This is a genomic window from Kurthia sibirica, assembly GCF_003143975.1.
Classification (GTDB): Bacteria; Bacillota; Bacilli; order Bacillales_A; family Planococcaceae; genus Kurthia; species Kurthia sibirica.
Genome location: NZ_QFVR01000001.1, coordinates 70894 through 83094 on the forward strand (window position 1 = coordinate 70894; position 12201 = coordinate 83094).

The window sequence follows — 12201 nt, forward strand, 5'->3', positions numbered from 1 at the left end:
TACGAGAGGCGAGTGTTTTTTTGTTATAATATAGACAGGATGTATGGATAGGAGGAGAACCATTTGGATATCATATCGCTTCACAATTATACCCGAGATATTATTCAGCAAGCGGCAAGCAAGATTCGTGCGTCATTTCAGCAGACAATGCAAATCGAAACAAAAGCCGATGTCAATGACCTTGTGACGAATATTGATAAGGAAACTGAGCAATTTATCATCGAAAAAATCCGTCAATTTGATTCGAGTCATCGCATTTTCGGTGAGGAGGGTATGAGTGCTGAAACCTTTGAAAATTTAGACGGCATTGTATGGATTGTCGATCCGATTGATGGTACGATGAACTTTATTCGTCAACAACGAAATTTTACTATTTCAATTGGTATTTATGAAAATGGTATTGGCAAGCTAGGCTACATATATGATGTTGTTCGTGATGAACTTTACTATGCGATTGAGGGACAAGGAGCATACGTCAATGACGAGCGACTTTCTCCTCTAGAAAATCTACCATTAGATGAAGCAATCATTGGAATCAACGCTTCATGGGTTGTCGAAAATAAACGCATTAATTATAAAAAAACCGGGCAATTAGTACGTAAAGTAAGAGGTACACGCTCATATGGTTCAGCAACAATTGAAGCGATGCTTGTTGCTACGGGGCGTTTAGATGCTTATATGTCCATGCGTTTGTCGCCATGGGATATTGCAGCAAGTGCAATTATTGCTAAAGAAGTGGGCGCATGTTTTACCACATTAAAAGGGCAGCCGATTAATTTGCTAACACAAGATACATTTATCATTGCGAATAAAAGTATTCAACAGGAAATCCTCGATGATTATATTGAATTATATGACTAAAAATAGTTGACCTCGATTAACAATCGAGGTCATTTTTCATTGTAGACAGGTCGAATTAAAAAGCTTCTACACTATTTGTTGAGATTTTCAAACAATATAACCTCTGTTCAACGTTTTCCGTGGGCCTCGTTTCAACTGATTCCACAAGAGACGCGAGCTTGTGGTATGTAATGCAAAAAAGTACAACGTCATCGATTCATACGCTTAAAAAGGGGCAAGTAGAGATTTTAAATAGCTTTTTAGAAGGTATTCATCATAAAACAAAGGTTTTAAAACGTAATGCATTTGGATGTAGACGCTTACCGGAAAGCATTCGTCCGAAACGAACAAATAGAAAAAGTGAGGTGATGTGAAAAATCCAACTCACCCCACCTCAATAGTTGACGTAGAACCATTAAAAAAACACAGCTTCACCAAATTTACTCGTCGTCATCAAATGAGGAGGAATAGGTACAAAAAGAGGTGAGCTGTACTATATATTATCTAGTATTGAATTTGAAGATCCAATCGGATGCACTTCAGTATTGATCTTGGCTATTTTTAAATATAAAAATAGAGGGTAGACTATACATAGTACGATGTGATTTGTTAAGAGAGACTATATAGTCGGTTTTTGTGTTCATGTATAATGGGATATTCCGTAATAGAAAAAGTGAAATAGTAATTTTTTTCGTGTTTTACGCTTTGAGAAATGCTATTTTCTATTTAAACACAAAAAAAAATAATAAGTTTTTTTCACTCGAAACACTTGCTATCACTGAATTTTCAAATAGAGCAAAAATAAAAATAAGCGTTAGTTATTGTGTTGAAAACGTAATCAATGATACTATAAATTTTGTGCAAGAAATGAAAAAAGTAGTATTTTAGTAATTGGTCGTGTAGTTGAACAGTGTAATTTATGGATTTTGCGATAAAAAAATTGCTTCATTCAAATGAATGAGCAATCTTTTTATCGAGAGTTTATAGAAGCCCTCGATCTCTGAATTTGCGTTTAAGTGTAAATCCAGTACCGAAGATGGCTATTACTAATACAATTCCACCTAAAATCCCTAAAACACTACCTGCTGCAATAGCGATACCGATTGAAAACATGGCAAGAATTCCTGCTAATGCTAAAATCGCCATAACTAGCTTTGCTTGATTCATAAAAATAAAACCTCCATTAGTGGTGATATCACTCTCTATATGTTATGCGAATTTCATTTTTTCGCAAGGGTTTTGCTTGCAAAATAATAAAAAAGCTATAAACGAGTTAGAAAATATTACATTTTTCTGCTTTCTGTGCTATAATAACACAGTTATGGACTCGAAATAAAGAATGTGGAGTGGAACAATGACTAAATTACGTGAAGATCTTAGAAATATTGCAATTATTGCCCACGTCGATCATGGTAAAACTACTTTGGTTGACCAATTATTAAAACAATCAGGTACTTTCCGTTCGAATGAACACGTTGAAGAACGTGCAATGGATTCAAATGACATCGAACGCGAACGCGGTATTACAATTCTTGCTAAAAATACAGCGGTACAATACGAAGATACAAGAATTAACATTTTAGATACGCCTGGACATGCCGATTTCGGTGGTGAAGTAGAACGTATCCTTAAAATGGTAGATGGCGTTTTACTTGTAGTTGATGCGTATGAAGGTTGTATGCCTCAAACACGTTTCGTGCTTAAAAAAGCATTGGAACAAGGTTTAACACCAATCGTAGTAGTAAACAAAGTCGATAAAGATTCAGCTCGTCCAACAGAAGTTGTTGACGAAGTTGTTGATTTACTTATCGAATTAGGTGCTGACGAAGATCAACTTGAATTCCCAGTAGTATTTGCTTCTGGTGTTAATGGTACTGCTTCATTAGATGCTGACCCTGCTAAACAAGAACCAGATATGACTTGCTTATTCAAAGAAATCATCTCTCATATCCCAGCACCAAAAGATACTCGCGATGAACCATTACAATTCCAAGTAGCTCTTTTAGACTACAATGATTTCGTTGGTCGTATCGGTATTGGCCGCGTATTCCGTGGTACAATCGCTGTAGGACAACAAGTATCATTAGCTAAATTAGATGGAACTGTTAAAAACTTCCGTGTAACTAAAATCTTTGGTTTCTTTGGTCTTAAACGCCAAGAAATTGAAGAAGCTTACTCAGGTGATTTAATCGCAGTTTCAGGTATGGAAGAAATCAACGTGGGTGAAACAGTTTGTCCATCAGACCACTTAGATCCATTACCTCCAATGCGTATTGATGAACCAACTTTACAAATGACTTTCTTAGTAAATAACTCACCATTCGCAGGTCGCGAAGGTAAATGGATTACTTCAAGAAAAATTGATGAACGTTTACGCTCACAATTACAAACTGACGTATCACTACGTGTAGAAAACACTGATTCTCCAGATGCATGGACTGTTTCAGGTCGTGGTGAACTTCACCTATCGATCCTTGTTGAAAACATGCGTCGTGAAGGATATGAATTACAAGTATCTAAACCAAAAGTTATCATCCGTGATATCGATGGTGTTAAATCTGAACCAATCGAACGCGTACAAATTGATGTACCAGAAGATTGTGTCGGTTCAATCATCGAATCATTAGGAGATCGTAAAGGTGAAATGCTTGATATGATCAACGATGGTAATGGACAAGTTCGCCTTGTATTCCTAGTACCAGCTCGTGGATTAATCGGTTACACAACTGAATTCATGTCTCTTACAAAAGGTTTTGGTATTATCAACCATACATTCGATTGCTACAAACCAGCAGTTACTGGTAAAGTTGGCGGACGTCGTAACGGTGCGCTAGTTTCTATGGAAACTGGTAAAGCTTCAACTTACGGTATGATGCAAATTGAAGACCGTGGTACTCTATTCTTAGAGCCAGGTACTGAAATTTACGAAGGTATGATTGTTGGTCAAAATACACGTGATGCTGATATCACTGTAAACATTACTAAAATGAAACAAAAAACAAACGTTCGTTCTGCAAATAAAGACCAAACTAACGTAATCAAAACACCACGTATTTTAACGCTTGAAGAAGCTTTAGAATTCTTGGCTGATGATGAGTATTTAGAAATTACGCCAGAGTCAATTCGTTTACGTAAACAAATCCTTAACAAAAACGAACGTGAAAAATCTCAAAAAAAATCTAAGAGCGCTGAATAATCATTAATTAGCGTTTGACGAGAGGAAGGTTGGCATTGTTTAAATCCGGTTTATTTGAACTGAATTTTATGCAAGTTGCTGCAGCCCCCTCTGATAGTACGTATGTGATGTCAGATGAAAAAGCCAAGGAGAGTCTTTCCGGCATAGTTCGTTATTTATACGATGCTGCGCCGAGTTATGACTCTGCTGGTTACATATTGCTAGGTATCATTTTTGTCTTGTCAGCAATCGTCTATCATTTAGGGTTTGCAAGAAGTAATCTCAAGTTATGGCAGAATATTATCATTTATATTTTCTTGTTCTTAGGTTGTATCATTCTTACCTTTTTATCTTTCTTCCTACCAATGGTTGAAGTTCTCGTGATCACCGTCTTATTTTTACTTGTGTATAAATTACGTCTCAAGCGTGATAAACAACAAGCTGAAAATAAAGCATAAAAAAATCGTCCATTTGATTGCATGTCAATCAAGTGGACGATTTTTTATTATAATAAAGCATATGACAAAAGAATTAGGCGATAAATTAATCAATTTGTTCTGCGATTGACCAAGTGAATTTATCTTGTCATTAATCGTCTTTTAAAGATGCCTCAACGCATTTTAATTAACTTTCTTTATTGGTATCTTTAATAATATTAATCGACCATTAGAAAGCTCTCTAATGGCTAGAAAGCTATTTAGATGATTATCGTGTATATTTTTGTCATTTATCTTATTAGATTGATTCATTATTTAGTATCTAAACTTTGAATAAAATGAAAAACCCGTGTGATTTTTAAAATCATACGGGTTTTGTAATAGTTCAAATAAAGTTGTTCAATTTTTAAAACTCTTTTTCTTCGTTAATAGGACCTTTAATAAAATGGAACTGTCCGGTAGAAAGGCGAGCTTCTGTTTTAATTAAAATGCGATCGGAACATTCTTCACACATATAGGTATGAATGGGGCGATTTCTTAATTTTTTTGCTAGAGCAGAGAAGTCAGCGATATCGTTAATACCATCACAGATGACACATTTTACTTTCATAATGGATCCTCCTAGTCTACTTGGATGCCGACGATGTTTTTAATAGGTGTTGCTAAATTAGAACCGTCTGGATTTAATAAATAAATGGGGCCATCTTCTGATAAGCTTTTACCATCGATGCTAAATTGGAATACGAGTTTAGCGGCATCGGCAAGAGCATACGAGTATTCATTACCTACAAAATCAGTGAAAATAACTGTTTTAGCATCTTTTTTTGGTTCTGCATTCGCTAAGAAAGGTTGGAAAACAATACCAAAAGTACCTGTTTTCATTTCTTGGCGGTCAAATTTTTTCTCTGATTTTAAAGTTGGAGGGAAAGCAGCGCCTTCCATAATTTCGCGTGACCAGAACTTACTCGCTCCTTCGACATATGCTTCATCAGCATTCACTTCTACGCGATTTTCTGAAAAATAGCTTGTTAAATCTACTTTACGATCATCGAAAATCCAAATGGATGGATCCAAAGTAATATTATAATGAACATTCCCTTTAATTTGAATTATAGATTCCATTAAAATTCCTCCTAATATATACATTTCATTGACTAGTATACCGTTTTTACATGAATTTGAGAAAAGATTTCGACTTAATATCGATAAAACTAACTAGATGCTTGCATTTTTCTATGTGAAAAGCTAAAATTTAGAATGATAGAACTCAAGAAATATCAGGTAATGGGGGCGTCCTCATGGATACAAAATCACAGAGCATGTATGAGCAAAAAGCTTTGGAACTGCTATTTGCGGATGCTGACAAAATTGCTAAATTAATTAGAGTACAAATGGAGAACTTAACAATGCCACAATGTCCATTGTATGAAGAAGTTTTAGATACACAAATGTTTGGTTTATCACGCGAGATTGATTTCGCTGTTAAACTGAATCTTTTAGAGCGAGAAAAAGGGAAAGAGATTCTCGCTTCGTTAGAGAAAGAATTGTCTGCATTGCATGATGCATTCACAAAGAAATAAGAAAAAAACTCAAACAATAACAACTGTTTGAGTTTTTTTGCTAGAAAAGGAGCTTCAAATGAAAAAATATTTCAAAGAATTTGATTACCCTCTCTTCATTACATATGTAGCTCTTTGTTTATTTGGACTTATTATGGTTTATAGTTCAAGTATGATGGTTGCAGTTAATAAATTAAATCTTGAACCGGATTATTTTTATAAAAAACAGATATTCAATATAATTATTGCTTTTATTGCATTTTTTATTGGTTGTTTTATACCGTATAAAAGATACCGAAACAATAAATTTATATTGATTATGCTGGTGAGCACTTTTGTGCTATTGATCCTTGTGCACTTAATAGGATATAGCCCAGACGGTTCCGGTGCAAAATCATGGCTGAAATTTAGTTTTGCCAGTTTTCAACCATCAGAATTAGCTAAAATTTCCATTATTATTTATTTTTCAGTAGTATTTGCCAATAAGAATTCTAGTGGTACAATAGATTCGATAATGAACTCCTTGTTACCACCGATGTTTATTTATGGCCTTGCTGTGGCATCAATTGCGATGGAGCCGGATATAGGGTCCATCATTTTATTAACATTAATTGCTTTCTCAGTGATTGCGGTTAGTGGGTTGTCGATTAAAAAATTCATTATTAGTATGACGACTGTATTCTTGATTGGTGTAGGTGTAATCGGTACGGCACTTCTATTCTTTAAAGATACATTACTAACTGAAAAAAGAATGGGGCGTATTGAAGCCTTTTGGGATCCGTTCAAAGATATTACAAATTATGGCTGGCAAGTAGTCAATGGCTATTATGCAATTGGTGCAGGTGGCATACCTGGTTTAGGCTTAGGTCAATCCATACAAAAACTTGGTTATTTACCTGAACCACATACCGATTTTATTCTTGCTATTATTTCAGAAGAACTCGGTACATTAGGCGTATTATTTGTAATTGGTGGATTAGGGTTTATCGTATTGCGTGGCATAATTGTAGGGATTCGAGCAAAGGACCCGATGGCACGTATGCTCGCTGTTGGTATTGCATCGTGGATTGGCTTCCAAACCTTCGTAAATATCGGCGGTTTGAGTGGACTTATTCCATTGACAGGTGTTCCTCTACCATTTATTAGTTATGGTGGATCATCTCTTATGTTATTATCTTTAGCAATGGGTATTTTAGTGAATGTCTCCATGTTTGTTAAAAAAGACAGAAACAAATTGAAATAGGGGGTTTTATAGTTATGGCAATTGAAAAAGTTCTAGTAGCGAATCGCGGGGAAATCGCAATTCGAGTATTCCGTGCATGTACAGAGATGAAAATTCGCACAGTCGCAATTTATTCTCGTGAGGACAGCGGTTCATATCATCGCTATAAAGCAGATGAAGCTTATCTTGTCGGGGATGGCAAGAAACCAATAGATGCTTATTTAGATATTGAAGGAATTTTAGATATTGCTAAAGAATCAGGCGTGGATGCTATTCACCCTGGTTATGGTTTTTTGTCAGAAAACTTAGAATTTGCGAAACGTTGTGAAGAAGAAGGAATTCTATTCATCGGACCAACTTCTACGCATCTTGACATGTTTGGCGACAAGGTAAAAGCACGTGACCAAGCTGTATTAGCTAATATTCCAGTCATTCCTGGTTCTGGTGGTCCAGTAAGCTCGATTGATGATGTCTATGCCTTCGGTGCTTCACATGATTATCCGGTAATGATTAAAGCATCTCTAGGTGGCGGTGGACGTGGTATGCGCGTTGTCTATTCTAAAGATGAAGCACAAGAAGCCTATGATCGTGCAAAATCAGAAGCGAAGGCAGCATTTGGTTCTGACGAAGTGTATGTTGAAAAATATGTGGACAAACCAAAACATATTGAAGTACAAATATTAGGTGATCAGCATGGGAATATTGTTCATCTCTATGAGCGTGATTGTTCAATTCAACGTCGTCATCAAAAAGTAGTAGAAATAGCACCATCTAATTCATTATCAGATGAATTACGCCAAGAAATTTGTGATGCTGCAGTAAAACTCATGAAAAATGTTCAATATATTAATGCGGGTACGGTAGAATTTTTAGTGGCAAATGATAAATTTTACTTTATTGAGGTAAATCCACGTGTTCAAGTAGAACATACAATTACTGAAATGGTTACAGGAATCGATATTGTTCACGCACAAATATTAATTGCTGCGGGACATAATCTACATGGTGAGGATATTAATATCCCACAACAGAAAGATATCCCTCTTTTTGGCTATGCAATTCAATCGCGTATTACGACGGAAGATCCGCAAAATAACTTTATGCCTGATACTGGTAAGTTAATGGTATATCGTTCAAGCGGTGGTTTTGGCGTACGTTTGGATGCGGGTAATGGCTTTCAAGGTGCCGTTATTTCACCTCACTATGATTCATTGTTAGTAAAGTTATCAACATGGGGTAACTCATTTAAAGAAGCGGCAGAGAAAATGGATCGCAACTTACAAGAATTTCGTATTCGTGGTGTTAAAACGAATATTCCATTTTTAGAAAATGTGGTACGTCATGCCGATTTTTTAAGCGGGGATTTCAATACAAGTTTTATTGATACAACACCTGAATTAATTGATTATAAATTAACAAGAGATCGTGGAACAAAATTATTAAATTATATTGGTAATGTAACGGTTAATGGTTTCCCAGGAATTACGGCACATCAAAAACCAATTTTTACACAACCACACAAACCAAATATCGATATCTTTAGTGAAATACCAGCAGGAACAAAACAAATTTTAGATGATAGGGGCCCAGATGGTTTAGTACAGTGGATTCGTGAACAAAACGATGTTCTCTTAACGGATACAACGATGCGCGATGCACATCAATCCTTACTTGCTACCCGTGTGCGTTCGCGAGATATGTATGATATTGCGGACGACACAGCAAAAATTATGCATAATTTCTTCTCATTTGAAATGTGGGGTGGAGCAACCTTTGATGTCGCTTATCGTTTCTTAAAAGAAGATCCATGGGAGAGATTGCGTGTACTACGCAAAAAAATGCCGAATGTTTTATTCCAAATGTTATTGCGAGGGGCAAATGCAGTAGGGTATAAAAATTATCCTGATAACGTGATTCGTGCATTTATTAAAGAATCTGCAGAACAGGGCATCGATGTCTTCCGTATTTTCGACAGCCTCAACTGGTTACCAGGAATGCAAACAGCAATTGACGCTGTTCGCGATACAGGTAAAATTGCTGAGGCGGCTGTTTGTTACACAGGTGATATTTTAGATGATACACGTTCAAAATATACTGTAAACTATTACAAACAAATGGCGAAAGAATTAGAGGCGGCAGGTGCACATATTTTAGCGATTAAAGATATGGCTGGCTTACTTAAACCAGAAGCGGCATACCGTTTAATTTCTGAGCTAAAAGAAGCGACTGATTTACCAATTCATCTACACACGCATGATACAAGTGGCAATGGTATTTATTTATATGCGAAAGCAATTGAAGCGGGTGTTGATATTATTGATACCGCTGTTGGTTCAATGGCAGGCTTAACTTCTCAACCAAGTGCCAATTCATTGTATTATGCGATGAAGGGCAATGAGCGTCAAGTTCGTGCGGATATCGAAGGTATTGAAAAACTCAACTATTATTGGGAAGATATCCGTAAATATTATAAAGATTTTGAAAGTGGTATGAATAGTCCACATTCAGAAATTTATGTTCACGAGATGCCGGGCGGACAATATTCAAATCTTCAGCAACAAGCTAAAGGCGTAGCACTTGGCGATCGTTGGGAAGAAGTGAAGAAAATGTATTCGAATGTCAATATGTTATTTGGTGATGTCGTAAAAGTAACACCATCGTCAAAAGTAGTTGGTGATATGGCATTATTCATGGTACAAAATGATTTGACAGAAGATAATGTTGTTGAAAAGGGGCAGTCAATTGATTTCCCAGATTCAGTAATTGAGTTTTTCCAAGGTTATTTAGGTCAACCTTATGGCGGTTTCCCAAAAGAGCTACAAGCGGTTGTTTTAAAAGCACGAGAAGCTATTACAGTACGACCAGGTGAATTATTAGAGGATGTAGATTTCGCTGCAGTTAAGACTGAGTTAGATGCGAAATACAATCGAGAAATGACAAACCAGGATGTACTGGCTTATGTATTGTATCCGAAAGTCTTTGAACAGTATATGACAACGAATGATCAATTTGGTAATGTGTCCGTTTTAGATACACCAACATTCTTACACGGCATGAAACTTGGTGAAGAAGTTGAAGTAACGATTGAAAAAGGTAAAACATTAATCGTCAAATTGGTATCAATTGGTGAACCACAGCATGATGGTACACGCGTCATCTATTTTGAATTAAATGGGCAACCACGTGAAGTGATCATTCAAGATTTAACAGTAGAAGTGACAGGTGAGAAAAAACCAAAAGCAGATCCGACAAACTCAAACCAAATTGGTGCGACAATGCCAGGGACCGTTTTAAAAGTAGCTATATCACAAGGTAGTCAAGTTCGTCGCGGTGAACATTTATTGATTACGGAAGCAATGAAGATGGAAACAACAGTACAAGCGCCACGTGACGGTATTGTGAAAACAATTTTCGTTAAAGAAGGCGAAGCTATTTCTACTGGAGATTTACTAATTGAGTTAGAAGGATAATATAAATAATGCTGCCTCCACCATTTAAATGTCCATACTATAATTGGGCGTATTTGAATGAGAGGCAGTTTTTATATGCTATTTTTGAGCATATAACCATTCAAAAAAGCCCTATTTAAAAATCATAAATGATTTTTAAATAGGGCTTTTTGTAGTCATTAAAATAAATAGTATTATTTTTTATTGGTCGAGCATATGCAGTAGTAAAATATATGGAAATAATAAATTAAGGGATTTTCAAGATGGGATTTGTATGATTATTTTTATGCATTTGGATAATTTTGATTGCTACGTGATACGAGTAAAATCATATAACAAAGCAAGCCAAACAGTAAGGCAATCAGCAAAGAGTGACTCAGTGCTAAATAAATATTTAATCGGCTTAGTACGACCGACATCCCTGCAATCACTTGTAACGATACGATTAATAATGCAATAATCCAACCCCAATACAGTACGCGTTGATTTTTGTAATACTTTATTGTGTGAATAGCAATATATAAAATCCAAATAAATATGAGGCCAGCAGCTGCACGATGCCCCATTTGAACCCATTCATAAAAATTACTTGGCAGAGCGATTGTTTTATTGTTACACAGGGGCCAATCTGGACAAATTAAGCTGGAATTAGTATGTCGGACGAGTGCACCAGTGTATACAACAATATAGGAATACAATGTCACCCCAATCGTATGCCATTTTAGTTTTGGTAAAATATGTACTTGATCAGCATCAAATTTTTTATCTACTTCAAAAACGATTAAAGTCAACAGTAATACTGCAGCAAACGACAGTAATGAGATACCAAAATGTAATGCTAATATAAAGTCACCTTGTCCCCACATAACTTGAGCAGCCCCGATAAAAGCCTGTGCAACTAAGAAGAACATCGCAAGAAAGGCGAGTAACTTCACCTCGCGGACATGACCGAGTTTTCGCCAAGACCATACAGATAAGATGAGGATGAGAAACGATACAGATCCTGTAATGGCGCGATGGGAAAATTCAATCAGCACTTCACGCGTAATTTCTGTTGGGATTAAAGAACCATTACAACCTGGCCAATGACGACCGCATCCCATACCACTATCTGTCTTCGTAACGAGAGCGCCACCGATTAAGATGAGTAGCATTCCAAACGTTGCAGCGACAGCAAACCACTTCATGTATTTACTTTGTTGCATCTTTGCCACCTACTTATAAGAAGTTTATTTCCAAATATTAAATAATTCCCTTTATTTTTGATAATAGCGAAAATATGGTAAAAAAACAACTTGTTGCATGAAATGGTTTCTAAATACTAAGTAATTTCACAGTTTGTTCATATTTTCTGTCTGTAAGGTAGCGGTATGGAAGACTAAAAGGGCCAATATAACAATCTCTTTATACATTATTTCCATTTTATTGACCAATAAGTGAATTTTTTACTTTTATCCTAGAATAAATTGAAGATTTTGGTTATAGTATGGATAACGGAATATGTTTACAAATTTTGAGA

11 protein-coding genes are annotated in these 12201 nt (G+C 35.9%); 7 read left to right on the plus strand and 4 right to left on the minus strand.

What is annotated here, in order from left to right:
* Window positions 1-63 precede the first annotated feature (63 nt).
* The gene (locus DEX24_RS00335; protein WP_109304404.1) at window positions 64-861 is read left to right on the plus strand and encodes an inositol monophosphatase family protein; all 798 of its coding nucleotides are present in this window, start codon (window positions 64-66) and stop codon (window positions 859-861) included.
* A 158-nt stretch (window positions 862-1019) separates the two neighbouring features.
* On the plus strand, window positions 1020-1214 hold the full coding sequence (locus tag DEX24_RS17750; RefSeq protein ID WP_109304405.1) for a transposase: 195 nt from the start codon (window positions 1020-1022) through the stop codon (window positions 1212-1214).
* Window positions 1215-1821: 607 nt separating this feature from the next.
* Here DEX24_RS17750 and DEX24_RS00350 read toward each other — a convergent pair.
* Window positions 1822-2007, minus strand: a complete 186-nt coding sequence (locus tag DEX24_RS00350) for a DUF5325 family protein (RefSeq protein WP_109304407.1) — start codon at window positions 2005-2007, stop codon at window positions 1822-1824.
* Between the two features lie 187 nt (window positions 2008-2194).
* Here DEX24_RS00350 and typA point away from each other — a divergent pair, with 187 nt between their 5' ends.
* Window positions 2195-4036, plus strand: coding sequence for a translational GTPase TypA (gene typA, locus DEX24_RS00355; protein WP_109304408.1), 1842 nt, complete (start codon window positions 2195-2197; stop codon window positions 4034-4036).
* Between the two features lie 35 nt (window positions 4037-4071).
* On the plus strand, window positions 4072-4473 hold the full coding sequence (locus tag DEX24_RS00360) for a YlaH-like family protein (protein WP_246131339.1): 402 nt from the start codon (window positions 4072-4074) through the stop codon (window positions 4471-4473).
* Window positions 4474-4858: 385 nt separating this feature from the next.
* Here the strand turns inward: DEX24_RS00360 and DEX24_RS00365 are convergent, their stop codons facing one another.
* Window positions 4859-5062, minus strand: a complete 204-nt coding sequence (locus tag DEX24_RS00365; protein WP_109304409.1) for a YlaI family protein — start codon at window positions 5060-5062, stop codon at window positions 4859-4861.
* Between the two features lie 11 nt (window positions 5063-5073).
* Complete coding sequence (locus DEX24_RS00370) at window positions 5074-5574, minus strand: hypothetical protein (RefSeq protein ID WP_109304410.1); 501 nt, start codon at window positions 5572-5574, stop codon at window positions 5074-5076.
* A 176-nt stretch (window positions 5575-5750) separates the two neighbouring features.
* Here DEX24_RS00370 and DEX24_RS00375 point away from each other — a divergent pair, with 176 nt between their 5' ends.
* Genes DEX24_RS00375 through pyc form a run of 3 tightly spaced genes read left to right on the plus strand, consistent with a single transcriptional unit; the run spans window position 5751 to window position 10703 of the window.
* Complete coding sequence (locus DEX24_RS00375; RefSeq protein ID WP_109304411.1) at window positions 5751-6032, plus strand: Fpa/YlaN family protein; 282 nt, start codon at window positions 5751-5753, stop codon at window positions 6030-6032.
* Window positions 6033-6090: 58 nt separating this feature from the next.
* Window positions 6091-7254, plus strand: a complete 1164-nt coding sequence (locus DEX24_RS00380; RefSeq protein ID WP_109304412.1) for an FtsW/RodA/SpoVE family cell cycle protein — start codon at window positions 6091-6093, stop codon at window positions 7252-7254.
* Window positions 7255-7268: 14 nt separating this feature from the next.
* Window positions 7269-10703 carry a pyruvate carboxylase gene (pyc, locus tag DEX24_RS00385; protein ID WP_109304413.1) on the plus strand — a complete coding sequence of 1145 codons (3435 nt, stop codon included), beginning with the start codon at window positions 7269-7271 and terminating at the stop codon, window positions 10701-10703.
* A gap of 263 nt (window positions 10704-10966) precedes the next feature.
* On the opposite strand, the gene DEX24_RS00390 is transcribed toward pyc, so the two are convergent.
* Complete coding sequence (locus DEX24_RS00390; RefSeq protein WP_109304414.1) at window positions 10967-11887, minus strand: COX15/CtaA family protein; 921 nt, start codon at window positions 11885-11887, stop codon at window positions 10967-10969.
* Window positions 11888-12201 lie beyond the last annotated feature (314 nt).

Excerpts from the sequence above, each read along its gene's own strand:
- DEX24_RS00350 (WP_109304407.1), bottom strand. The coding sequence starts at position 2,007 with ATGAATCAAGCAAAGCTAGTTATGGCGATTTTAGCATTAGCAGGAATT.
- typA (WP_109304408.1), top strand. The coding sequence starts at position 2,195 with ATGACTAAATTACGTGAAGATCTTAGAAATATTGCAATTATTGCCCAC.
- DEX24_RS00365 (WP_109304409.1), bottom strand. The coding sequence starts at position 5,062 with ATGAAAGTAAAATGTGTCATCTGTGATGGTATTAACGATATCGCTGAC.
- DEX24_RS00370 (WP_109304410.1), bottom strand. The coding sequence starts at position 5,574 with ATGGAATCTATAATTCAAATTAAAGGGAATGTTCATTATAATATTACT.
- DEX24_RS00375 (WP_109304411.1), top strand. The coding sequence starts at position 5,751 with ATGGATACAAAATCACAGAGCATGTATGAGCAAAAAGCTTTGGAACTG.
- DEX24_RS00380 (WP_109304412.1), top strand. The coding sequence starts at position 6,091 with ATGAAAAAATATTTCAAAGAATTTGATTACCCTCTCTTCATTACATAT.
- pyc (WP_109304413.1), top strand. The coding sequence starts at position 7,269 with ATGGCAATTGAAAAAGTTCTAGTAGCGAATCGCGGGGAAATCGCAATT.
- DEX24_RS00390 (WP_109304414.1), bottom strand. The coding sequence starts at position 11,887 with ATGCAACAAAGTAAATACATGAAGTGGTTTGCTGTCGCTGCAACGTTT.